At 35.6% G+C, this 23,602-nt stretch carries 19 protein-coding genes and 1 pseudogene; 10 read left to right on the top strand and 10 right to left on the bottom strand.

Annotated elements, in window-relative coordinates; translation table 11 throughout:
* Positions 1 to 85: 85 nt before the first annotated feature.
* The 5 genes from Q0252_RS10180 (at position 86) to Q0252_RS10160 (ending at position 2,814) form a co-directional block, all read left to right on the top strand.
* Positions 86 to 574: a hypothetical protein gene (locus tag Q0252_RS10180; protein WP_297985892.1), complete on the top strand. Its 489-nt coding sequence runs from the start codon at positions 86 to 88 to the stop codon at positions 572 to 574.
* A gap of 185 nt (positions 575 to 759) precedes the next feature.
* Positions 760 to 1,350, top strand: coding sequence for a sigma-70 family RNA polymerase sigma factor (locus tag Q0252_RS10175; protein ID WP_297985890.1), 591 nt, complete (start codon positions 760 to 762; stop codon positions 1,348 to 1,350).
* A 48-nt stretch (positions 1,351 to 1,398) separates the two neighbouring features.
* Positions 1,399 to 1,533: a hypothetical protein gene (locus tag Q0252_RS10170; protein ID WP_297985888.1), complete on the top strand. Its 135-nt coding sequence runs from the start codon at positions 1,399 to 1,401 to the stop codon at positions 1,531 to 1,533.
* A 101-nt stretch (positions 1,534 to 1,634) separates the two neighbouring features.
* A complete protein-coding gene (locus tag Q0252_RS10165; protein ID WP_297985886.1) occupies positions 1,635 to 2,336 on the top strand; it encodes a YjjG family noncanonical pyrimidine nucleotidase in 702 nt (233 codons plus the stop codon).
* 1 nt (position 2,337) lies between these two features.
* Complete coding sequence (locus tag Q0252_RS10160; RefSeq protein WP_297985884.1) at positions 2,338 to 2,814, top strand: hypothetical protein; 477 nt, start codon at positions 2,338 to 2,340, stop codon at positions 2,812 to 2,814.
* A 65-nt stretch (positions 2,815 to 2,879) separates the two neighbouring features.
* On the opposite strand, the gene trpS is transcribed toward Q0252_RS10160, so the two are convergent.
* The 9 genes from trpS to ileS all read right to left on the bottom strand — a co-directional run bounded on the left by trpS (position 2,880) and on the right by ileS (position 13,894).
* On the bottom strand, positions 2,880 to 3,848 hold the full coding sequence (gene trpS, locus Q0252_RS10155) for a tryptophan--tRNA ligase (RefSeq protein WP_297985881.1): 969 nt from the start codon (positions 3,846 to 3,848) through the stop codon (positions 2,880 to 2,882).
* A 63-nt stretch (positions 3,849 to 3,911) separates the two neighbouring features.
* Positions 3,912 to 5,279 carry a TolC family protein gene (locus Q0252_RS10150; RefSeq protein WP_297985879.1) on the bottom strand — a complete coding sequence of 456 codons (1,368 nt, stop codon included), beginning with the start codon at positions 5,277 to 5,279 and terminating at the stop codon, positions 3,912 to 3,914.
* Positions 5,266 to 6,582, bottom strand: a complete 1,317-nt coding sequence (locus Q0252_RS10145) for an HlyD family efflux transporter periplasmic adaptor subunit (RefSeq protein WP_297985877.1) — start codon at positions 6,580 to 6,582, stop codon at positions 5,266 to 5,268. Before Q0252_RS10145 ends, Q0252_RS10150 begins: the two co-directional genes overlap by 14 nt.
* A gap of 10 nt (positions 6,583 to 6,592) precedes the next feature.
* Complete coding sequence (locus Q0252_RS10140; RefSeq protein WP_297985876.1) at positions 6,593 to 8,245, bottom strand: peptidase domain-containing ABC transporter; 1,653 nt, start codon at positions 8,243 to 8,245, stop codon at positions 6,593 to 6,595.
* A 331-nt stretch (positions 8,246 to 8,576) separates the two neighbouring features.
* Positions 8,577 to 9,224, bottom strand: coding sequence for a lipoprotein signal peptidase (locus Q0252_RS10135; protein ID WP_297985873.1), 648 nt, complete (start codon positions 9,222 to 9,224; stop codon positions 8,577 to 8,579).
* The gene (locus Q0252_RS10130; protein ID WP_297985871.1) at positions 9,224 to 9,421 is read right to left on the bottom strand and encodes a DUF2683 family protein; all 198 of its coding nucleotides are present in this window, start codon (positions 9,419 to 9,421) and stop codon (positions 9,224 to 9,226) included. Before Q0252_RS10130 ends, Q0252_RS10135 begins: the two co-directional genes overlap by 1 nt.
* Positions 9,422 to 9,462: 41 nt before the next feature.
* Complete coding sequence (locus tag Q0252_RS10125; RefSeq protein ID WP_297985869.1) at positions 9,463 to 9,705, bottom strand: DUF6576 domain-containing protein; 243 nt, start codon at positions 9,703 to 9,705, stop codon at positions 9,463 to 9,465.
* Positions 9,706 to 9,858: 153 nt separating this feature from the next.
* Positions 9,859 to 10,239 carry a TraR/DksA C4-type zinc finger protein gene (locus tag Q0252_RS10120; protein ID WP_297985867.1) on the bottom strand — a complete coding sequence of 127 codons (381 nt, stop codon included), beginning with the start codon at positions 10,237 to 10,239 and terminating at the stop codon, positions 9,859 to 9,861.
* A gap of 61 nt (positions 10,240 to 10,300) precedes the next feature.
* Entirely contained in the window at positions 10,301 to 13,894 is a 3,594-nt protein-coding gene (gene ileS / locus Q0252_RS10115; protein ID WP_297985865.1) for an isoleucine--tRNA ligase, read from the bottom strand.
* Between the two features lie 149 nt (positions 13,895 to 14,043).
* Between ileS and topA the strand changes: the two genes are divergently transcribed.
* From topA to Q0252_RS10090, 5 genes are all read left to right on the top strand, one after another.
* Positions 14,044 to 16,575 carry a type I DNA topoisomerase gene (gene topA, locus Q0252_RS10110; RefSeq protein ID WP_297985863.1) on the top strand — a complete coding sequence of 844 codons (2,532 nt, stop codon included), beginning with the start codon at positions 14,044 to 14,046 and terminating at the stop codon, positions 16,573 to 16,575.
* Positions 16,576 to 16,873: 298 nt separating this feature from the next.
* Positions 16,874 to 19,996 carry a T9SS type A sorting domain-containing protein gene (locus Q0252_RS10105; protein ID WP_297985861.1) on the top strand — a complete coding sequence of 1,041 codons (3,123 nt, stop codon included), beginning with the start codon at positions 16,874 to 16,876 and terminating at the stop codon, positions 19,994 to 19,996.
* A gap of 77 nt (positions 19,997 to 20,073) precedes the next feature.
* Complete coding sequence (locus Q0252_RS10100; RefSeq protein ID WP_297985859.1) at positions 20,074 to 21,150, top strand: formimidoylglutamase; 1,077 nt, start codon at positions 20,074 to 20,076, stop codon at positions 21,148 to 21,150.
* A gap of 19 nt (positions 21,151 to 21,169) precedes the next feature.
* A complete protein-coding gene (locus Q0252_RS10095; protein ID WP_297985857.1) occupies positions 21,170 to 22,159 on the top strand; it encodes a glycosyltransferase in 990 nt (329 codons plus the stop codon).
* Positions 22,160 to 22,175: 16 nt separating this feature from the next.
* A complete protein-coding gene (locus tag Q0252_RS10090; protein ID WP_297985856.1) occupies positions 22,176 to 23,102 on the top strand; it encodes an EpsG family protein in 927 nt (308 codons plus the stop codon).
* A 7-nt stretch (positions 23,103 to 23,109) separates the two neighbouring features.
* On the opposite strand, the pseudogene Q0252_RS12330 reads toward Q0252_RS10090, so the two are convergent.
* A pseudogene (locus Q0252_RS12330) lies at positions 23,110 to 23,169 on the bottom strand (hypothetical protein); the annotation flags it as partial.
* Between the last annotated feature and the right edge of the window lie 433 nt (positions 23,170 to 23,602).

Below are 23,602 nucleotides of genomic sequence, written 5' to 3'. Positions count from 1 at the left end.
ATTTATCAAGATTATAATTTAAAACTGCTTTGTTTTGCTACAAAGCAGTTTTTTTTAACTTTACCGCCAATTTGATATCTAAAAAATGAATTTCAGAACATTAATTTTTTGTGTTTTTCTGATGTTTACGGGAATGTTTGCCAAAGCACAATTCGCCGTACACAAAATGGTTCACGCTGGTTATGTGTACCAAAACCAAAGTTTTGGTGAGTTAGGCGGAAGATTATTATTTCTGGAAAACGATGATATGATTTTTCGTGTTGGAGGAGCTGCTTTGATGGGTGTTGCGAATGATAAATTTGCCATAATGCCGAAAGTTCAGGGAGATATTTTGCTGAATTTTGAAAGGAACGTAGATTTCTACCATTCTTATTATCTTCTTGCAGGAGCGGAAGCAACTACAAAATATGTTGCACCAAAAATTGGAGTAACGCTTTTTGGATTGCTGGATTTAACAGGAGGTTATGCATTCCCTATCGATAAAAAGGGAGTTAACGGAAAGGAACTGAAAGGAATTAATATCAATTTTACGCTGAATATTCCTACTGTGATGATCCACGATCTAATAAAATAGTTTTTTTTGATTTTAACAAATTTTTAGAAATTATTTGATTATTGTTAACGTATTTATAATTTTTTTATAATTTTACAATCTTAATTCTTTTCGCTATCGAATAAACTTTACTTATTAATCATTTGCCGAAATTGTTTCATGCCACCGTTGTAGCTTGCGTTCGGTAATATATTATAAGGAAAGAGATGAAAACACAATCGGATAGCGTTCTTATTGCACTTTACCAGAAAGGGGACGAAAAATCTTTATCGATACTTATTAACAGGCATCAGAGAGAGCTTTTTTCATTCATTTATTATAAACTAATGGATGAAGATTTAGCCAACGATATCTTCCAGGATACTTTTATGAAAATTATTATAACGCTGAAAGAAGGGCGCTACAATGAAGAAGGAAAATTTATCCTTTGGGCAAAGCGTATTGCGCATAACCTGATTATAGACCATTTCAGGCTAAAATCTAAAAACCAGAAAATTTCCGAAACCACTTACGAAAACGAAGAATTTTCTATTTTCGATTTGCTTCGGGAACCTTCTGAAAACATTGAAGATCAATTAATCACAGCGCAAATACACAGCGATTTGGCAAAAATGTTAGTTCTTCTTCCCGAAAATCAGCGTGAAGTGATAAAACTGCGTTTTTTTGATGGATTAAGTTTCAAAGAAATAGCAGAACATACTGATACGAGTATCAATACAACTTTGGGAAGAGTGCGTTACGCGTTAATTAATCTAAGAAAAATTATGGATGATCATCAAATAATTTTAACGAGATAAAATATTTTAGAAAAACTTTCGTTTAAAAGTCATAAACCAATTTCGCCTATGAAAAAAAATGACACTTTAAATGAAAATCTTTTGAAACCTAAAAGACAAACCATCGAATTCCTACTGAACTATTCTAAAAGCATTGAGGTTCTGAAAACTAAATCCAGAAACCACATCGTCTCCAAGAACTAGTTCTTACTGAAACAAATTACGCCGCAGTTGATGCGGCTTTTTTATTTCCTGACTTTCTGCCCGAAAACCTTTATCTTTGCTTAATTTTTTTAACGTAAATAATGTCCATAAATACAAGTCTCCAACATATTTTTTTCGACCTTGATAATACTCTTTGGGATCACCGTAAAAATGCGTATCTCACTATAAAAGAAATTTTTGAAAGAGAAAAAGTAAGTGAAAAATACCAATTGAATTTCGAAGAATTCCACAAAGAATATTTTACCATCAACGAAAACCTTTGGGCCATGATTCGTGATGGGCAGATTGATAAAAATTACATCCGCGAACACCGTTTTCACGACAGTTTTATGTTTTTCGGGATTGATGATAAAGAATTGGCTGATAAATTTGAACACAATTTTCTTGATGAAATCTTAACGCACAACGAATTGGTGGAAGGTGCTAGCGACTTATTGGAATATCTTGCACCAAAATATACGCTTCATATCCTTTCCAATGGTTTTGAAGAAGTTACTTACAAGAAGTGTGAACTTTCGGGTATCAAAAATTATTTTGCGACAATAACTTCGGCCGACGAAATTAATGTCAGAAAACCTCAACCCGAAATTTTCGAATATGCCATGAAAAAATCAGGTGCCTCAAAAGAAGTATCGATGATTATTGGTGACGATTGGATTGCCGATGTTGAAGGTGGACTGTCCTTCGGAATGGATGCCATTTTCTTCGACCGTTTTGATGATAACTTGGATACGGAAGTAAAGACGGTGAAGATGCTTTCGGAAATCAAAAATTTTCTATAACATGACCGAAATGCCACAAACACCGGGTAAATTTATACCTTCCATCTTCATGATGTACTTTGCAATGGTTGCGGGAATTGTAATTTTTGCACTAATGGTGATCGTGCTAACAAATCATGAAATTAAACAATTGTCTTTTAATGATCCTATTTTGTGGTTCGTTGCTATTATTTCTCTTGCTTTTTATTGGATAAGTAAAAAAATATACGAAAGTTTGCTGGGCAAAATTTCCAAAAGTGATCTATTACCAGAAAAAATGAGAAAATCTGTACTCGCGCATGTTGTACGTTACATGCCGCTGGAAATTTCTGCGTTAGCGGGAGTTGTTTGTTTTTTGGCATTTTCAAACTGGGCTTTTTTACTTGTTACCGCTTTCATTTTGCTAAATATCTATCTAATTATTCCCAAAAAAGAGATTATTTTAAATGATTTGAAACTTACAAATGAAGAGCGAAAACTTTTCGAGGAAAACCAATAAAAAAACCTTTCAAATTCTGAAAGGTTTTTTTGTAATTCGTTATTCCAAACTTGTCATTCAATGTCTTACATTCCCAAACTTTCTCTTACTCTCATCAAAGTAGCAGAAGCAATTTTTCTGGTTTTTTCGGCTCCTTCAAATAGTTTAGCGTCCAGTTCTTCTAAATTCTGCATGTAGTAGGTAAACAGTTCTCTTTCTTTGGAATATTTTTCAAGAATTAAATTCAAAAGTTCCGTTTTTGCATGTCCGTACCCGAAATTTCCGGCAAGATATTTTTGTCTTAAATTTTCCTTTTGTTCCGGTGTTGCAATTAAAGAATAGATGGCGAAAACTTTGTCGGTATCAGGATTTTTGGGTTCTTCAAGCGGAGTGGAATCCGTTTCAATGCCCATAATCTGCTTTTTCAATTCCTTTTCAGGCAAGAAAATATTGATGATGTTTCCTCTGGATTTCGACATTTTGTTGCCGTCTGTTCCAGGCACATACATCGTATCTTTTTGCAGTTCCGCTCCCGGAAGTACAAAAACTTCTCCCATTTGATTGTTGAATCTCGCTCCCATATCTCGCGCCATTTCCAAATGTTGAAGCTGGTCTTTTCCAACCGGAACTACTTCTGCATCATACAGCAAAATATCTGCAGCCATCAAAACGGGATAGGTAAATAAACCTGCATTTACATCTTCCAAACGGTCGGCTTTATCTTTAAATGAATGCGCCAACTGAAGTCTGGAGTATGGAAAAAAGCACGACAAATACCATGAAAGTTCAGTAACTTCTGGAATATCGCTTTGTCTGTAAAAAAAAGTTTTTTCTGTATCTAAACCCATTGCAAGCCAAGCTGCTGCGATTTGATAAGTATTCAGTTTTAGTTCTGCAGCATTTTTAATCTGAGTTAAAGAATGCATATTGGCGATGAACAGAAAAGATTCGTTTTCAGATTGTTTGGAGAGTTCGATTGCGGGAATAATTGCACCCAAAAGATTTCCCAAATGCGGAGTTCCTGTTGCTTGGATTCCGGTGAGTATTCTTGACATGTTTTTATGATTGAGGGTAAAAATTGAGATTCAGATAGCAAAAATACTAAAAGCTTAAGATTTTTACAATCCTGCAGTAATCCAAAGAATTTTATAAAGATTTTCTAGTCGTTTTGCTTGCAATTGAACAGATTTTTCTTGAGCTTCAAATAATTTGTTTTCGCGACTGTTTATAAGGAACATGCTACTTTCCCCATTCTGAAATTTAATTTCTTCGCCTCTTAATAAATTTTTTAAATCATTTAAATTTTCCTCTATAAGTTTTATTTGGGTATTGCTGAATTGGTATTGCGTTTTATACTGGTTCAGTTTTACATTCAGTTCTTGTGTTTTCTGCTTTAACAGGTTTTGATTCTGCAAAATTTTCAATTTTGCATTCTCATAATTAGATCTTGCACTACGCATGAAAATGGGAACCTCAACTTTTAAACCGTACTGAAAATTATTCTGAAAAAGTGGAGTTAACTGCCAATCTTTATATCGCAAAAAATTGTAATTAAAGTCGATTTTCGGGAGTAAACTTTGAAGCTTTAATCGTCTTTCTATCTCTAAAAAATCATTTTTTATAGAATAATATTGTATTTGTGGGTGTTCTGGATTTATTGTAGCGAACTCTGGATTTTCCTGAAGATTATAGGATTGTAATTGATATTCTGGTAATACGTTTTCAGGAACGGCTACATTTAACAAGTTTTCATTCCATAAATATAGCGAAAGTAAAAGTTGGCTGTTTTGTAGGTTTAGGTTTGCTTCATTAACTTTTAATTCGTAATACTGCAACTGTGTTTTGGTTTCGGTGATGTCTATGGCTGGTCTTTCGCCCAACTGTACAGTTTTTTCAATCCATTTGAGCCTTTCTCTATTTAAGTTAACGGCATTTTGATTGATTTGTAAAAGTCTGAAATCTTTTTGCCAGTCTATATACGCTTGGTGGGCGTCTAGAAGTAAATCATTTACAATTAAAAATTGTTCATTTTCTGTCATTTGGGCAAAAATTTTGGCTTGATGTAATTGTGCTCTTCTTTCATCAAAAAAAAGACCTTTACCTAGTGGAACTTCAATCCCAATCTGTGGAATGGTACCTTTGGTGTCTGTATTATTTAATCTATTGCCTTGTAAATCATTAATTTGCCCTATTACATTTACGCCATACCAAGTTGGAATAGCAATTTCAACAGATTTTTGTTGATAATATGATTCGCCACCTAAAACTTTTTCACCTAATTTGCCGCCTATAATGGGATCAAAATTCCCTTTTGCAGCCTTGACTTCATTTTCTGCAATCTTGTTCTGAAGTTGAGTTTGTTTGATAACGGGATGGTATTTTTTAACCAAATCAATATATTCGGCACGAGTTAAGGTGTCACTTTGTGCAAAAGTAATGGTATAAAAGCAAAGCAGAAAAAACAATAAAATTTTATTTTTCAACATTATTTTTATCTTTTTCCGTTGTTTTCACTTCATAATAATCAGGTGGAAAACCATTGATGTTTCGCCATATTTCGTACCAAATTGGCACATCTTTTAAAATTGCAATTCCATGAGTTCCTGTTCCTATTTTAATAGATTTTGGCCAGGGTTTCACAGAAGCATCTTCTTCTACAATAGCTTTGAAATAGCCAGTTTCGTTGAGGTTATTTTCTATTGTGAGTACTTTTCCAGAGAATGTTCCGTAGCTGGTATTTGGCCAGCCCGAAAAAACAATAGATGGATAACCGTCAAAAGTAAAAACAACTTTCTGTCCATTTTTTATCAATGGTAAGTCTACAGGTTTTACCATCATTTCTACCGCATACTTTGCATGGTCCGGAACTATGGTGGCAATATTTTCGCCGTCTTTTAAGATTTCACCAATTCCAGCTTTATTAATGTTAATCACTTGTCCATCTTGAGAAGCTAAAATAAAATAGAGCCCTTTTCTTACCTTGTAGTTTGCCACTTGATTTTCCAGTTTGGCAATATCACCTTGACTTCCGGCAATAGAAGACATGGTGCTGAATTTATCACTTTCAATTTTATTGACTTTTTCGGTGTAATCTTGCAAAACGGCATTTTGCTCTAAACCTGTATTTAATATCTCTTGTTGGGTTTGAGCAATTTTATTTTCAGCTGCAATTTTTTTTGCGGTGGCATTTTGGTAGGCTGCACTTCTTTGTTGTAGTTGAGTTAGGGATACCAACCCTTCATTGTACATTTTATTTTGTCTGTCGTATTGGTCTCTGGTAAGATTCAGTTCATTATTTGCTGCAGTCAGATCTGCTTGTTCTGCTCTTAACTTGCTGTTTAGCTGATGAATTTTATTTTGTAGTTGACTGATTTTTAAATTTTTTGCATTATTAATAGCTTGGGACTGATTGTTGGCTGCAGAAATTTTGGAGGCGTAGTAATCTTGCATATTTCTTTTGGCATTAACTTGTTGCTGAGTTCTTTCAACCAAAAGAGGATCCATGTAATCTTCTTTAATTTCGGAGATTTGCAAAAGGGTATCACCTTTTTTTACTTGATCGCCATTTTTCACATACCACTTCATAATTTTCCCAGGAATGGGTGAATGCAAAGCTTGTGGACGCTGATCTTGGTATAGCGTGGTGACTTTGCCCTTGGATTTTATGTTCTGAGTCCATGGTAAAAATAGCATTACAATGGTAAATAAAAGAGAAATAAAGAACCAAATCTTGACATTTGATTTTTCATTAATTCTAAATATGTTCTGGTAAGATTTAAAATTTTGCATGTTTACTAGATTATTTAGGTATTAATGTGCCTTCAGAAAGTTCATATTTTGCATCAATTACAGTATCATAATCCTTTGAATTTCCTACCATAATGATGGTTTTATCTGTAGAAACTTTTTTAATGAATTGAAGCATTTTGTTTCTGACCTCTCTATTGAACCCTTCTAATGGGTCTTCTAGAAATAATAATTTTTTTTCTCCCACAAACGCTCTTAGCAAGAGAATAAGTTTTTTAGTGGTGTAAGACAACCTTTTGTCAGAGGCTTGAATAGGCGTTAAAAGACCCTCTGCAAAAAGACTGGAGAAATTTGTAATTCCTAAATTTTCGGCTAAGTCATTAATTTCTTTGGCAGAAATATTTTGATTCCCGAGATTAATATTTTGTAATACAGAACCTTTAATTACTTCTAAATCATCCATGTATAATCCAATGCTCTTTCTTAATTCATTATTAGCATAATTTTCTATTGGGTGGTGGTTAATTATTATTTTTCCTGAATCTGGCTGATAAAATCCTGCTAATAGATTAAATAGTAAAGTTTTTCCAGAGCCTTGCTTTCCTGAAATCAAACTGATTTTATTCTGAGGAAACACTACACTTAGGTTATTGATAATAGGCTTATTCAAATCGTAACCAAAAGAAATTTCTTTGGCTTCTAAAAGATGACCTGCTTCTTGTGAAATTGGTAAAGAACCCTGTTCTTCTTCCGGTAGATCCAAAACTTTGTGCAGCTTAGTGAAAGATGTCACAATATCATAATACTTTTCCAAACTCTTTACCAACTTTTCCACCGCAGACATAATCATCAGAATCACAATTTCTGTAGCCACAAAAGCACCGATATTTAGTTTTTGATTGATGAGTAAATAAGTTCCTAAAAGCAGCATAAAAAGGGTAATCAGCACCTTAAAAAAGATAAGGGTTTTGTATTGAAACCTTAGAACTTTGTAATGGGCGGTCCTTTGCTCTACATAAGAGATGAGCTTTTGGTCGGTCTCTTCTAAATGCGTTTCCAAAAACGCACTATTCTTAAAAGTTTTTACATCTCTTGCAATATCCTCAAGCCAAGATGCCACTTCATACTTTTCATCACTTTCCGCCAAACTGGTTTTTATCCCCAAATCTCTGGTTACTAAAAATAGAATGAAAAGAGATGCAATCACCAAAATCGCAAAACCAATGAAGTATGGGTGATAAAAACTCAGTAAAATAAGACCAAAAAGTATTTGAATGATGGCTACAGGAAGCTCTAATAAAAATTTAGAAATTCCTTTTTGCAAGCTTTGGGTGTCAAAAAAACGATTTATAAGTTCTGGTAAATGATATTTGTTGGTTTTGGCAAGATTGAGCTTAGGTAGTTTTTCTGCAAATGCAACAGCATATTCCACAAAAATTTTTTGTTGTAATTTTTCTAAAATATCCATTACCCGAACCTGAAAAAAACCTACAAGCCAAGTTCCCAAAGTTACAAATCCTATGAGAATGTAAATAGAAGTAACCATGGTTGCACCAAAAGCATAGCTTACGATAGCCTGTATACCAAGTGGGATACTTAAATTAACCAGACCACTGAGAATTGCATAAATATAAATAGTAAAGACGTCGTTTTTCTCCTTTTTTAAATAGTTTAGGAGTTTTTTAGAAAAGTCTGTATATGCCATTTTCTATAATTTGCTACAAATATAGTTTGCAATCGTGATATACGGGAATCGTTTTAATCAATTTTTGTTATAGGTTTAGGGTTTTTTTAAAGAAATTAAATGAATAATTAAAGTAAAAAACAATTATTGGTTATTTTGAAAAAATTTTATCACCATAATACAAATTTTTCCGAGAAGAAGCTCAATCTTTCAAGTCGGAAGTTTTTCGCGATTTCCGAAGTAACAATTTTTTCTAGAACAGGTTTTATTTGTAATTCGGCCAAAAATAAGAGGGACTGAAATTCCGAAGAAAATAAATCCCATTACTATTATTTTTTTTAACTTTTAATCTTTAAATGTCAAACCCATTCGGGAAAGCCTTCTTCCTAAAAATCAGTAATAAAGCTGCGCCGACGGTAATTGCAGAATCTGCTACATTGAAAATATATTTAAAGAACTCGATATGTTTTCCGCCAATAAGAGGCCAACTTTCCGGAACCCACCAATCTACGAGAGGGAAGTGCAACATATCTACAACACAGCCTTTCATAAACTGGGAATAGCCGTGTCCAAAAGCGGTAAGTTTGGAAACTCCACCGTAACCAATCCATCTTTGTGTTCCTTCATCAAAAACAGATCCGCTGTCGAAAATCATTCCGTAGAACATTCCGTCGATGAGGTTTCCAATGGCTCCGCCGAAAATCATCGCCATCGGTATCAATAGATAATTAGTAGTTCTGCCTTCTTTAAGCCATTTGTTGAAAATGTAAACCATTCCTCCAATCAGAAAAATTCTTACAATCACCAGGAAATATTTCCCGATTAATCCGCCGAAATGAAATCCATAAGCCATTCCCGGATTCTCCACAAAAGTCATTTTCCACCAGTTCTGTCCTAAAACAGGGATGCTTTCGCCAAGTTCAAAATTTGTTTTGACGTAAATTTTTGAAAGCTGGTCTATTAAAAGTATAATAAAAGTTACGAGTGCAATTTTCTTCATTACTGTCCTTTATCTGGATTTTCTTTTGGTTTTCTAGCGGTTTTATGTACGCTTTTCGTAGCCGTTTTCTTTTCAAACGCATTTGCTTTCGCATTACGCGTGTGAAATTTTTCGAATTTGATATTCATGTCTTTCAACACACTTTTCAGCGCATTAAGCTCCATTTGATTTTTTGGATGAACAATAATTGATTCCATTTTGTCTTTAATTTATTGTCTGGCTAAGCGAAGTGGAAGCCTTATTTCTTAGAAAGTTCGTCGAGGCGTTTTCTTTCTTTCTCTGTTAAATCGTTGAGTCCGTTTTTGCCGATTTTGCTCAAAAGTTGGTCTATTTCCTTTTCTTTTTCGCGTTTTTCTGTGTTAAAGCGGTCATCAATGGTATAATTTTTTTCAGGATTCGGGAAGAACTTCTCCTGAATTTCTTTTCTGAAAAAATATCCAAAAACTGCCACAATCAGAAATAAAATAATTACGGTGTTCATCAGAAACAGAATTATTTTTATACAAGTTTGTCATTCAGAAAGAATCCGGTTCAGCGTTTTACTGTTGAGATTCCTGCGGAATGACAAATTTATGATTTATTAAAAAATTTTGCAGAATAATGATAAACTTCCATCATCCAACTTTCAGCAGTATTAACGCTGCATATTTTTCGCTTCGATGCTCAAAGTTGCATGAGGAACTGCTTTCAAACGGTCTTTACCAATCAGTTTTCCAGTAACTCTGCAAATTCCGTAAGTTTTGTTCTCAATACGGATTAATGCATTTTTCAGGTCGCGGATAAATTTTTCCTGACGTCCTGCCAAAATTGCATTCTGCTCTTTGCTTAAGGTTTCTGCACCTTCTTCAAAAGCTTTGAAAGTTGGTGAAGTATCATCAGTTCCATTATTTTGGTCATTAATAAAGCTTTCCTTAATCAAAGCAAGGTCTTTTTCAGCCTTCTCAATTTTGGATTGAATTAGTTCCTTAAATTCTTTTAAGTCAGCATCGCTGTATCTTACTCTTTCGTCTGCCATAATTTTTTGTGCTATATGCTTTACGCTTTAAGCGGGAGGTTTCCTGCCTCCTGCTTTCGGCCTACAGCCGTTCAACATTTACCTTAAATTTCACGTCATCGATATCAATTTCGTCAAAAATTGGGAGTGAATTTACAATTTCTATTTTATCCGACAATACTTCATCCGAAATATATTGACTATTGTTGATAAGTTCTTTTTCGAAAGGCGAATTTTCCTCCAACTGTATTGAAATTCTGTCCGTTAAGTCGAAATCTTTATCTTTTCTTAAATTTTGAACTCTATTGATAAATTCTCTTGCGATTCCTTCAGACTTCAATTCGTCGGTTATCGTCAAATCTAATGCCACAGTTGTTTTACCTTCGCTTGCAACCGTCCATCCTGGAATATCTTTCGTCGAAATTTCTACATCTTCCAATCCGATTTCATGACTGGAAATGTTCATTGATCCGTATTTTTCCAATTGAGCAATTTGTTCAGAATTCATTGCAGTAATTTCTCCAGCAACGGCTTTCATATCTTTTCCGAGTTTCGCACCCAAAGTTTTGAAATTCGGTTTGATTTGTTTTACAATGAGATGTGAGGCTTCTTCAGCATTAATCAACTGAAGTTCTTTCACGTTCACTTCCTGTTTAATCAATTCTGCAACGGCTAAAATCTGTTCTTCAGTTTTCTTATCCATCACCGGAATCATCACCTTTTGAAGCGGTTGACGAACTTTGATATTTTCCTTTTTTCTCAATGAAAATACCATTGAAGTTACTGTTTGAGCCAAATGTGTTTTCTCTACCAAATTTTGGTCGATTAAACTTTCATCTGCAACCGGGAAATCGGTTAAGTGAATAGATTCTGCTTTGTCTTTTCCGGTCACCGCATTCAAATCCTGATACAGTTGATCCATAAAAAACGGAGCAACTGGCGCAGAAAGTTTTGCTACCGTTTCAAGACAAGTATACAAAGTTTGGTATGCCGAAATTTTATCTTCGGAGTAATCGCCTTTCCAGAACCTTCTTCTACAAAGTCTTACATACCAGTTACTTAAATTGTCGTTGACGAAAGTATTGATTGCTCTTGTGGCTTTCGTTGGTTCGTAATCTTCGTAGAATGATTTTACGTCTTTAATCAATAAATTCAGCTCAGACAAAATCCAGCGGTCAATTTCCGGACGGTTTTGAACTTCCGCTTCGGAATAATTAAATCCATCCACATTTGCATACAAACTGAAGAAAGAATATGTGTTGTAAAGCGTTCCGAAGAATTTCCGACGAACTTCATCAATTCCCTCCACATCGAATTTCAAGTTTTCCCACGGATTTGCATTCGAAATCATGTACCAACGCGTTGCATCAGGACCGTATTTCGCCAAAGTTTCAAAAGGGTCAACCGCGTTTCCAAGTCTTTTCGACATTTTTTGTCCGTTTTTGTCCAAAACCAAACCGTTGGAAACCACGTTTTTATATGCAACCGAATCGAAAACTGTCGTTGCAATCGCGTGAAGCGTGTAAAACCAACCACGGGTTTGGTCAACTCCTTCTGCAATAAAATCTGCCGGAAATGCTTTGTTGAAATCAATCATTTCCTTGTTTTCAAACGGATAATGCAGTTGTGCATAAGGCATTGAACCGGAATCAAACCAAACGTCGATCAAATCAGATTCGCGCTTCATTGGTTTTCCTGAATCGGAAACCAAAGTGATTTGGTCCACAATATTTTTATGTAAATCTACTTTTGCATAGTTTTCTTCGGACATATTTCCGATTTCAAAAGATTTGAACGGATTTTCTGTCATCAAACCGGCCGAAACCGATTTTTCAATCTCATTATACAATTCTTCAACCGAACCGATGATTTTTTCTTCTTTCAAATCGTCTGTTCTCCAGATTGGCAAAGGAATTCCCCAATATCTTGAACGCGAAAGATTCCAGTCGTTAACATTTTCTAACCAATTAGCAAAACGTCCTTCTCCTGTAGATTTTGGCTTCCAATTGATGGTTTCGTTGAGTTCCACCAAACGCTGACGTTTTTCCGTCATTTTCACAAACCACGAATCCAAAGGATAATACAGAACCGGCTTATCCGTTCTCCAGCAATGTGGATAAGAGTGGACGTATTTTTCAACTTTAAAAGCTTTGTTTTTCTCCTTTAATAAAATTGCCAATTCAACATCCCAAGACTTATCAGGAAATATTTCACCATCTTCATAATATTCATTTTTAATATATTTTCCAGCAAATTTTTCGTGATAGATAGCCTTATATTTATTGTCTTCTGCATCGGCATCAACAAATTTTCCTTGTAAATCAACAAGAGGAACTAAAATTTGATGTTTGTCCTCAAAATTCCAAAAATTTGGATCATTTCCATCACCTTCTTTGTAAGGCTGTTTTCCAGGATTATTTGTAGGAATTTGATTGTGATATGCATTTATTAAAAGAGGAGGAATTCCGTTTTCCTGCGCAACGCGGTTATCATCCGCACCAAAAGTCGGCGCGATGTGCACAATTCCGGTTCCGTCTTCCGTTGTTACGAAATCTCCGATGATGACGCGGAACGCTTCTTCCGCATTTTCAGCAGGCAAAAACCAAGGAATTAACTGTTCGTATTCCGTTCCGGCTAAATCTTCACCCGTAAATTCAGCTAGAATTTGATAAGGAATGGTTTTGTCTTCATCTTTATAATTTTTGAAATCTTCGTCAGTTCCGACAAAATATTTTTTACCAAAATTTTTCTCTAATAAAGCACTCGCCAAAATAATATTAATCGGCTCGAAAGTGTATTGGTTAAAAGTTTTTACCAAAACATATTCGATATCGCGACCAACAGCTAAAGCAGTGTTAGAAGGTAAAGTCCAAGGAGTTGTCGTCCAAGCTAAAATTGAGATTGGAATTTGTTTTTCATTATCAAATTCTGCCCAATGTAAAGCGCCTCCACAAGAATTTTGTGAAACCTCCTCAATATTGATTTCAGATTTTTTTGAAATCTTTTCAGCAACTTTTTCAGACAATTTTTTTATTCCAAATTGAGCAACAACTGTCGTATCAGAAACATCGCGATAAGTTCCAGGCTGATTCAGTTCGTGCGACGAAAGTCCGGTTCCTGCTTTTGGCGAATAAGGTTGGATGGTGTAGCCTTTGTACAACAAATTTTTGTCATATAACTGCTTCAACAACCACCAAACTGTTTCCATATATTTCGGTTCGTAGGTGATGTAAGGATCTTCCAAATCCACCCAATATCCGATTTTTTCGGTCAAATCATTCCAAACATCAGTGTAGCGCATCACGGCTTCGCGACAGGCTTTGTTGTAATCTTCTACCGAAATTTTTGTTCCGATATCTTCTTTGGTTATCCCGAGTTCTTTTTCAACGCCCAATTCAATTGGCAAACCGTGTGTATCCCAACCTGCTTTACGGAAAACCTGTTTTCCGTTTTGTGTTTGGTAGCGGCAGAAAATATCCTTAATCGCTCTCGCCATGACGTGGTGAATTCCAGGCAAACCGTTTGCAGAAGGAGGACCTTCATAAAAAACATATTCCGGTTGTCCTTCGCGGATTTCTACAGATTTTTTAAACGTTTCATGCTCATTCCAGAATTTTGAAACATTTTCTGCAACAGCATTTAAATCGAGGTTTTTATATTCGTTAAACTTCTTCATTTTCAGGTAATTCTCTTCGAAAAATTTAGTCTGCGAATATAGTGATTTTTGGTGGAAATTACTCTATATATTAAGGAGTGATTTTGATGAATTTGGGCTAAAAAAATTGCGAATTAAAAAAAACATCTACTTTTGCAAAAAATTTCAGGATGTCAAAAAATTTAGTTATTGTCGAATCACCAGCGAAAGCAAAAACCATTCAGAAGTACCTAGGAAAAGATTTTGAGGTAAAATCCAGCTTCGGACATATCCGCGATTTGCCGAAAAAAGGAATGGGGATTGACCTTTCTACTTTTACACCGGATTATGAAGTTTCTGCCGACAAAAAAAAGTTGGTTACCGAGCTGAAAGCCGCTGTAAAAAAGGCAGAATTGGTCTGGCTGGCTTCCGATGAAGACCGTGAAGGAGAGGCGATTGCATGGCATTTGGCAGACGAACTGAAGTTAAAAGAAGAAAATACACGACGCATTGTTTTCCACGAGATTACCAAGAATGCAATTCTGAAAGCGATTGAAAATCCAAGAAAAATTGACCAAAATTTGGTGAATGCTCAACAGGCGAGAAGAATTTTGGACAGGATTGTTGGTTTCGAAATGTCACCGGTGCTTTGGAAAAAAGTAAAAACCGGACTTTCAGCCGGGAGGGTTCAGAGTGTTGCGGTAAGATTAATTGTTGAAAGAGAGCTTGAAATTCGTGACTTTAAACCGACATCAGTGTTTAAAATTGACGGTGTTTTTCAGAACGAACAAAAACAGGACATTGCTGCAAAACTGAAGAAAGATTTCCAACAGGAATCAGAAGCTGAACAGTTTTTAGAGCAATCACAAAATGCAGAGTTTAAAGTTCTGAATGTTGAAACAAAACCGGGAACGCGTTCTGCTTCTGCACCTTTTACAACATCAACCTTACAGCAAGAAGCGTCGAACAGACTTGGTTATGGAGTAACTTCTACGATGCGTGTTGCGCAGAGACTGTACGAAGAAGGTTACATCACTTATATGAGAACCGATTCCGTGAATCTTTCGCAGGAAGCAATTAACGGAGCAAAGGCGCAGATTATTTCGGAATTCGGCGAAAAATATTCAAAACCAAGAAATTACACCACGAAATCTGCTTCGGCTCAGGAAGCTCACGAAGCGATTCGTCCGACAGATTTTTCTGTAAAAAGTATTGGAGATGCACAATTGAATAAGTTGTACCAATTGATTTACAGAAGAACTTTAGCCTCGCAAATGGCGAATGCTGAAATTGAAAAAACTGTTATTGAAATCGGAAATTCTACATTACCTTCTCATTTTGAAGCGCAAGGTGAAGTAATTGTTTTTGACGGTTTCCTTAAAGCTTACGGAATTGTAAAAAATGAAGACGAGGATGCAGAAGACAACGAAAAACTACTTCCGAAAGTAAGAGTAGGAGAAGTTTTAAGTTATAAAAAAATTGAAGCGGTGGAGAAATTTTCTCGTCCTGCAGCAAGATATACAGAAGCCGGTTTGGTGAAAAAATTGGAAGAGCTCGGAATTGGGCGTCCTTCCACTTACGCACCCACAATTCAGACGATACAGAACAGAGAATATGTGGATAAGCGCGAAATTCTTCCGCAGGAAAGAGAAATCGTTAAAATGTCTTTGGCTAAAACCGGTGTTAAAAAAGAAATTTTAACCGAAAAATTCGGTGGAGATAAAAATAAATTTGTTCCTACAGATATTGGGGAAGTGGTTAATGAATTTTTAACGAATAATTTCGCTGAAATTCTGGATTACGGATTCACGGCAAAAGTAGAGCAGGATTTTGATGATATTGCGAATGGTGCAGAAAAATGGAAAGAGGTTTTACGAGGTTTTTATAAGGAATTCCATCCAAAAATTGAAGATGTTGAGGAAAATGCAGAACGCGCAACCGGAGAAAGAGAATTGGGGACAGACCCAAAAACCGGTAAAAAGGTTATTGCCAGAATGGGACGTTATGGTGCGATGATTCAGATTGGGGATAGTGAAGATGAGGAAAAAACCTTTGCATCATTGCTTCCTCACCAAAACATTGCGACCATTTCTTTGGAAGAGGCTTTGGAATTATTTAAAATTCCTTTCGATCTAAAAGATTTTGAAGGGAAAACGGTTTCTGTGGGAGTTGGAAGATACGGACCTTACGTAAAATGGGGAGATGCTTTTATTTCTTTAGGAAGAGGAACGGACCCGTTTTCTGTAGATCAGAATATTGCCGAAGATGTTATCCGTGAGAAAATGGAAGCAGATAAACCTGTGGCAACGTATAAAGGAGAACCAGTTACGAAAGGAACCGGAAGATTTGGTCCGTTCGTGAAATATCAGAATATTTATGTGAATGTTCCGAAAAAATATGATTTCGACAACCTTTCTCAGGCTGATATCACCGAATTAATTGACGCAAAATTGGAAAAAGAAGCCAATCGTTACATCCAGCAATGGGAAAAAGAAAAAATTTCTATTGAGAATGGAAGGTGGGGACCTTTCATCAAATTCGGAAAAACCAATTTCAAGATTCCAAAAAATAAGAAAGATGAGAAGTATTCTGCTGAAGAATTAGCAAAAGTTTCGCTGGATGAGGTAAAAAAATGGATTACCGCACAGGATAAAACTGCTTTTGCCGAGAAAAAAACAACGAAAAAGGCACCTGCGAAGAAAACAATTGTTAGAAAAAAGTAAATCTGCAAAACAATAATTAAAAATGTGAGCGTAAGTTCACTTTTTTTTGTTTTCGGGTTTATTATCTCATTTTTAGATAATTACGGCATCACGATTAATGTGCGAAAAATATAATTCACATCAAAATTTTAAATTATTGTTAAATTTCTTAAAATTTCTTAATGTTTTTTGAACATTTATTCTATATTTGACCACCACAAATGATTTTCAATTAAAAACACTGACTGAAAGAAAAGCAAAAACACACAAAAGATGTAAAAAAATGTATTCAAAATAATTTGAACATTTTTTTTTGCTTATGAAGAAACATTTGTTGGTATCATGCTTTTTAGCTTCCACCATTAATGCGCAGATTGTAGATTATGCTAAAGCTCCAAATAGCTACGTGTTCGATTTGGATCTTGCGAAGTCTAATGATTTTGGAGGGATTGATATCCCGGTAAAAAAAGCCTACGAAATGTGGGGCAATTATCAATATTTAAAAACCAATGGTGTTTCTACACCAATTCCTTCCGGGGTACAAACTGCGTCTATCTACTGGGAAGATGTTCCGGGACTTGTAGAAAATGTGAGCATTCAACCTGGAGCTTCACCTGCAGATTCAAAAATTCATGTAAAAATAAACCGCAGCAAAGGAAAAGGTAATGCCGTTGTTGCTTTTAAGGTAAATGACACTATTTACTGGAGTTGGCATGTTTGGGTTACGGATAATCCGTTAAACGGGGTGAGTTATTCGCAAGGATTTGAAACTGATCTTGCAGGAAACCTTATCAATGTTCAGTATATGGACAGAAATTTGGGAGCTGTAACTAATAATTTCCTAGGAAAAGACTGGCAAAAAACAGGAGGTCTTCTATATGAATGGGGTAGAAAAGACCCTTTCCCGGCTTTAGTAAATAAAGACTTGTTTTTCTATGAAATTACGGGTGAAGTTGGAACACTGAAGCACAGAACAATTGGAGGTGCTAATACAATTCCTGTTAAACTGAGAGAGTTTGACGAGATTGAAAAAAATATGCAGTACTCCGTTCAGAATCCAATTACTTACATCATCAATTCTGATACTGGGAACTGGTTTTCGAAATCACGTTATAAAGTGGACGGAACGGGTACAAGCTATGTTACCTGGGATTTGTGGTCTGATAATTACAAAGGCGGAAACAGTAATGGAAGCAGTTCAAACGCTACCATAAAAGCAGACAGCCGTTCTTATGAGCTGAAAAGCGAACTGGATCCTTGTCCAAACGGATGGAGAGTTCCTTCTTATTACGGAAGAGTTACCACCAATAATAATTTGGGACCATGGGGAAGAAAGAACAGTGGTGGTAATGATGATACAACATCTTTCAGTATTTTATATCCTGATTCTCAAAATGCTGCACTTCAGGGTGTTAAAGTTTATCCGGGATTAGGAATGGATTTTACCGCGGCTCAAGGTGGTGGAAGAAATATGGGATTAATGCCTATGACGGGGAATTATGAATATTATCCGAATGCAGTAGCTCCAAATACATCAATTTATTCTGTTTATCAGGACGAAAACTCGGACGGAGGTTTGTGGAGTGCAACTTATGGTTATGATGGAGTGCGTTATTTGGGATTGCTTTCCGATCAGGCTCGATACGATTTTTCTACAGTAGGAAAACACGGCGTTTTTGTGAATCAAACAATCGCTACCAAACAAGGTTTGGCAGTGAGATGTATGAAAGACCCAAATATTTCCAGAATCGGAGATTTTGCAACAGAATATTTCGCGGACGAAAAAACAGACTATACTGATGGATTAAATAACCCTAACACTTACATGTTAAGTGGTGATACCAAAATTATTATTCCTGTTAACAAGGCATTTTCAGTTTACAATCAGGTTCTTACAGATCGAGAAAACCTTCCTTCAGATCATTTGGTGGCAAAAATTTTATGGACAGATAATATCGGTTTGATTTCAAAATTAACAATGAATGTTGATCACGCAGATCCAAGAAATTCTAAAATTATTGTTGAGTTCAGACCAAATCAATACGGGAATGCGGTAGTATCCCTTCACAACGGAAATACACAGAATCCTGCTTACTGGAGCTGGCAAATTTGGAGTCCACACGGAGATCCTACTAAAGGAAGTGTAACGTATCATACCGAAAACGCGATTCCTGCACAGTATAACATTGTAAACGCTACCAAAAGTTTAGCGCCACCAATGGAAACTGTTTTTATGGACAGAAATTTGGGTGCAATTGAAGTAATGCCGAAAGCTTCTACAAAAACAAGTTTTCAGGAACTGAAAGCTTCGCTTGGTCATCAGTATCAATGGGGAAGAAAAGATGCAATCCCGAATTTCAGCAAAATTGGTGCGGGTAAACTTGAAAGCCCGATATATTATTCTTTAGGTAACGAAAATGCTACAGATACCAACGTGCTATACTTCAGTGAGTTTGGTGAAGATTTTTATGATGACAGAGGAACAACTTCTTACGAAATTTATGGTTCAAAAAATACAGATAAGCAAAAAGCAATTCTGGAAAACATTAAATATTCTGTGGAAAACCCAATGAATTTCATGTATCAGGAAGGAACAGGAGCCCTGTTTGATGGTGGTACAAAAAGCAATAATGATCTTTCGCAAGTGAGAGACTGGGTTTCTGCAGATCGTTCACAAGCTTCAGAAAGATGGGGACACGGAACTTCAAAATCTATTTATGATCCTTGTCCGGACGGATGGAGAGTTCCGGATGTCACTTTATCTATCCTTTATTCAGGATCAAAAGGAAATTCTCCTTGGTATAACGGATATCAAAATGATGCTTACGGAAAACCGGGAATTATTCAGGATCAATGGCATGATGCAGCAACTTATTACAAGGGAAAAAGTTTCTCTGGCTTTGGATGGGTTTTTAATGATGCTAATTATCACCCCGGAAATTATCCTTTATCCGGAATTCGAGGAGAATTGGGTGGAAAATTAAATTCTAAAGAAAGAACAGGTTTTTGGACGGCATCAATGGCAGATTTAGGAACCGGGTACGGATTAGCAATGCTTTTTGAAGGAGATAAAGTTCAGACAGGGACAGGCGTTTATCCGCAAGCAGCAATGTCGGTAAGATGTGCAAGAGACGAAAACAGATTGATGACAGGAGGACCAAGTGCGCAGGAAATTGCCATGAAAGAAGGCAAGATTGGAATTCAGCCTGCATTGGAACTTAAAGCGCCGCAGGTTTATCCAAATCCTTTTAAAGACGAATTTTTTGTGAAAAATGTAGAAAGCGGAGCCTATGAAATTTATGATTTCAGCGGAAGAAGAGTGGGCAACGGAAAATTAACGGACGGAAAAGTAAATGCTTCATCACTTCTTAAAGGAGTTTATATGGTGAAGATTATCAATACAAACGGAACAGAAACAACCATGAAGATAGTTAAACAATAGTTTTTTTAACATTTAGCAGAAAGCATAACTTTTGGGTTATGCTTTTTTTTTATTTTTGTTTGAACGAACATTATTCCATGAACTTAGAAGACATCCTTATTCCACCCCGAGAAATTAAAACCGAAAAATGGCAAATTGGTAGCATCATCTCCAATGAAATATCCGAAGGCGGAATTGTACTCATCTTCTGTTCCGATTATCGTGGTGTAAAACATGGGAGTGCAGAAATTCTTGATTTCAGAAGCGTTAGGAGAGAATTTTATCATCTTTCTAAGCTGGATTTCGAAATTCCGGTTTGTGATTTGGGAGATATTATTTCGGGAAAATCACACCAGGATACACATTATATTTTGCAGGAACTGCTTTCGCTTTGTCATTATAAAAATGCAATTCCAGTTATTATTGGCGGAAGTAACGATTTGGCTTTTTCTCTTTTTTCTGCGCTTAATTTTCATCAGAAAAATATTAATTACACTCAGCTTTCCAATGTTATTTCTTTGAAAAATGAAGGTGAGGAAATTACAGAAGAAAATTTTCTTTCTAAGATTTTGAGTGCGAAATCTTTCTCCATTAAAAATTATCATCATTTAGGATATCAAAAACATTTAAACGAGCTCGATTCCGTAAAACTGATGAAAGCAGTAGAGTTTGATGTGATGAGATTGGCGGAAATGATGAACACTACCGAAAAAGCAGAACCTTACTTCCGTAAAGCGGATTTAATTACGGTTAACTGTGATGCTGTTGAAAGTTTTGGTGAGAATTTTTCTATAAATCCACAGGTTAATGGCTTAAACAGACGCGAAATTTGTGCCTATATGAAAGAAGCAGGATTAAGCGAAAATTTGAAATCCGTTGGGATTTTTAATTTTGATTCTGAAAACGAAAACCAGCTTAATGCACAATTAATGGCACAGATGATTTGGTATTTGATAGAAGGAATCAATATCCAAAAATCGCATCCAAAAGAACGCAGCTACGAAACATTTTGGGTGATGATTGGTGATAAAGAATATGCTTTTAAGCGCGATACTTTCAGCAATTTATGGTATTTTGGAGCTGATGAAGATGTGGAAAATCTTATCCCCTGTTCGCGTTCGGATTATGATGAAGCTAAAAGAGGATTTTTGGACAGAAGATTTCTGAAAGCTTAATGCCTTGGATTCATTCAAAATGAAAAAAGTTGCTGTAATTGTTCCGGTTTACAATGTGGAGAAGTATTTGGAAAAATGCCTCAAATCGTTGGTGAATCAAACTTTGCAGGACATTGAAATTTTAGTGGTGAATGACGGAAGTACGGACCGTTCCCAGGAAATCATGAACCGTTTCTCTGAAAATTTTCCTCACAAAATCAAAATCTTCAGCAAAGAAAATGGTGGATTAAGCGACGCCCGAAATTTTGGAATTGAGAGAGCTGAAGGAGAATTTCTCGCATTTGTGGACAGCGACGATTATGTTTCGGAAAATATGCTGGAAGAAATGTATGGTTTGGCCCAAAAGCATCATGCAGAAATGGTGATTTGCAATCTTCAAAAGGTTGATGAAAATGGAAAAGTGACAAAAAAACTTACCCAAGTTCCCAATATGCCGGAAAAAATAGATTTGGAGCAAAATTTTTCTGTTTTTTCAGATATTTCTTATTTCGCCTGCAATAAAATCTTCAAAAAAGAACTTTTTGAAGGAAGAAGATTTCAGAAAGGGATGCATTTCGAAGATATTGAGCTCATTCCACAATTGTTGCTTCAATGTAAAACAATCGCAAAAACCGATGCTTTTCATTATCAGTATTTGGAAAGGAGCGATTCAATCTCAAAAACCCATACCGAAAAAGGCTTGGATATCCTGAAAGCTGTAGATCGCGTAAAAATTGCTTTTGAAAAATCTGCTTATTCATCAAGGAAAAAAGAGTTCAAAAATTTTCAAATTTTGGAGGGAGTTTTTACTTTTTTGGCTTACCTCGCTTTTGTGAAAGATGATGAGGTTTACAAAAAAATGTCATTGGAACTGAAAAATTTTATGTTGAAAAACGACATCAGTAAACCAGAAATATTGAGTTACAGCAGGTTTGATAAGAATTATCTCTTATCTTTACCGCTGAAAAAAATTATTTTCTACGCAATGTATTTCTCTGGGCAGGAAAAATTGTTGCGAAAACTCATCTGAAAACACTAGATAAAGAATGGCAATTCTGCATCCGATTTTTATTGTAATTTTCCTGTTTCTTGCCTTTGCAAGCTATTATGAAATTTACAGAGCGGAAAAAAAACAAAGTATTTTTGTTTGGATTGCTGCACTTCTTATCATTATTGCTGTTGGTTTCCGTATGGATGTAGGTGCGGATTATCCTGTTTACCGAACACTTTTTTCCGGCTTTGCACTTTATACCAGTTACGGTGATGTATTTGATAAGGCGTTATTTCGCGAAAATACCGAGGAAATAGAGTGGATTTTTGTACTTCTGAATAAAGTAATTTTCGACGTTGGCTTGCCCTTTTATGTTGTTACGCTAATAATGGCTATTATCAGCGTAAGTTTGAAATTTACGACCATTTACAAAAACGTTGCTTATCCTGCGCTTGCCATTTTTTTCTATTTCATGCCGATTATGTTTTTCGAAGATTCGGGACAAATGAGGCAAGGTTTGGGAATTGCGGTTTGTGTAGCTTCTTTCAAATTTATTAAAGAAAGAAATTTGTTAATGTTTTTACTTTGTATGTACATTGCATTAGGTTTTCATAAAACGTCCATTGTCTTTCTTCCTGCATATTGGTTGGTGCTTATTCCTATGAATTCTACCCGAATTTTTTGGGTTTTAATTATTTCTCTTTTATTATCTCCTTTTGAAGTATATCGTACAGCAGGTGGTTTTTTCGAATCTATTGCTCCACAGGATGTTGGCGGAGCTTATACCGGATATTTGGATGATCATTACTATGGGACAGAAGTTGAAACCGGGCTTAATGATATTGTGAAATTCTTTTATATTGTAATTTTAATTCGGTATGATAAAGAGGCATGCAGAGAAGTCTTATGGTATGAATATATGCGGAACCTTGCAGTTTTCGGTTTATCTCATCGATTTGCCAACTATACTTCTGAGATGTAATGGTTTCGCCAGGATTCAGAAAGCTGTAGTGGATCAGACTGGCAGCAGACCACCAAACAGTGACCATGACCTTTTTTTGGTGCAAGTTTGGCTTTGGGAAGTGCTTTGGAGCTTCTTCTCAGTCCAACCACTGAGCTGGTCATCGCTGGTTGTCATATAAAATCCACTTTTCATCGCATGTCACAATCCCATCAAGAAATGGTTCATTGTTGCATAGAATAAGATGACACTTCAAAACACCTATTTTTTTCTCAAAACATTCGTGACTTCTATGGTTTCATATTGTATATTTTTTGTTTGTTTTCTAGTTAAGAAACATTTGCCTATTACCAAATTGCAAAGACTTATTTCTGTTTTCCTGTAGTTTTATAGTTTCATTTTTTATAATGAAGTCTATAATTTCCAAATGAGACGTGAAATTTAAGTCTAAGGTTATTGTGGGTGGGATTTTTGTTTTTTGTTACTGTTTTTGTTTTTGCCTATAGATTTCCAATTGCTCC

Source organism: uncultured Chryseobacterium sp., assembly GCF_936933875.1.
Taxonomy (GTDB): domain Bacteria; phylum Bacteroidota; class Bacteroidia; order Flavobacteriales; family Weeksellaceae; genus CAKZIK01.
This window is presented reverse-complemented; position numbering and strand designations above follow the sequence as displayed.

Coding starts and splice junctions, on each gene's coding strand:
- Q0252_RS10160 (WP_297985884.1), top strand. CDS start 2,338: ATGACCGAAATGCCACAAACACCGGGTAAATTTATACCTTCCATCTTC.
- ileS (WP_297985865.1), bottom strand. CDS start 13,894: ATGAAGAAGTTTAACGAATATAAAAACCTCGATTTAAATGCTGTTGCA.
- trpS (WP_297985881.1), bottom strand. CDS start 3,848: ATGTCAAGAATACTCACCGGAATCCAAGCAACAGGAACTCCGCATTTG.
- Q0252_RS10145 (WP_297985877.1), bottom strand. CDS start 6,582: ATGCAAAATTTTAAATCTTACCAGAACATATTTAGAATTAATGAAAAA.
- Q0252_RS10125 (WP_297985869.1), bottom strand. CDS start 9,705: ATGAACACCGTAATTATTTTATTTCTGATTGTGGCAGTTTTTGGATAT.
- Q0252_RS10170 (WP_297985888.1), top strand. CDS start 1,399: ATGAAAAAAAATGACACTTTAAATGAAAATCTTTTGAAACCTAAAAGA.
- Q0252_RS10095 (WP_297985857.1), top strand. CDS start 21,170: ATGAAAAAAGTTGCTGTAATTGTTCCGGTTTACAATGTGGAGAAGTAT.
- Q0252_RS10130 (WP_297985871.1), bottom strand. CDS start 9,421: ATGGAATCAATTATTGTTCATCCAAAAAATCAAATGGAGCTTAATGCG.
- topA (WP_297985863.1), top strand. CDS start 14,044: ATGTCAAAAAATTTAGTTATTGTCGAATCACCAGCGAAAGCAAAAACC.
- Q0252_RS10090 (WP_297985856.1), top strand. CDS start 22,176: ATGGCAATTCTGCATCCGATTTTTATTGTAATTTTCCTGTTTCTTGCC.
- Q0252_RS10105 (WP_297985861.1), top strand. CDS start 16,874: ATGAAGAAACATTTGTTGGTATCATGCTTTTTAGCTTCCACCATTAAT.
- Q0252_RS10175 (WP_297985890.1), top strand. CDS start 760: ATGAAAACACAATCGGATAGCGTTCTTATTGCACTTTACCAGAAAGGG.
- Q0252_RS10165 (WP_297985886.1), top strand. CDS start 1,635: ATGTCCATAAATACAAGTCTCCAACATATTTTTTTCGACCTTGATAAT.
- Q0252_RS10135 (WP_297985873.1), bottom strand. CDS start 9,224: ATGAAGAAAATTGCACTCGTAACTTTTATTATACTTTTAATAGACCAG.
- Q0252_RS10150 (WP_297985879.1), bottom strand. CDS start 5,279: ATGTTGAAAAATAAAATTTTATTGTTTTTTCTGCTTTGCTTTTATACC.
- Q0252_RS10100 (WP_297985859.1), top strand. CDS start 20,074: ATGAACTTAGAAGACATCCTTATTCCACCCCGAGAAATTAAAACCGAA.
- Q0252_RS10180 (WP_297985892.1), top strand. CDS start 86: ATGAATTTCAGAACATTAATTTTTTGTGTTTTTCTGATGTTTACGGGA.
- Q0252_RS10120 (WP_297985867.1), bottom strand. CDS start 10,239: ATGGCAGACGAAAGAGTAAGATACAGCGATGCTGACTTAAAAGAATTT.
- Q0252_RS10140 (WP_297985876.1), bottom strand. CDS start 8,245: ATGGCATATACAGACTTTTCTAAAAAACTCCTAAACTATTTAAAAAAG.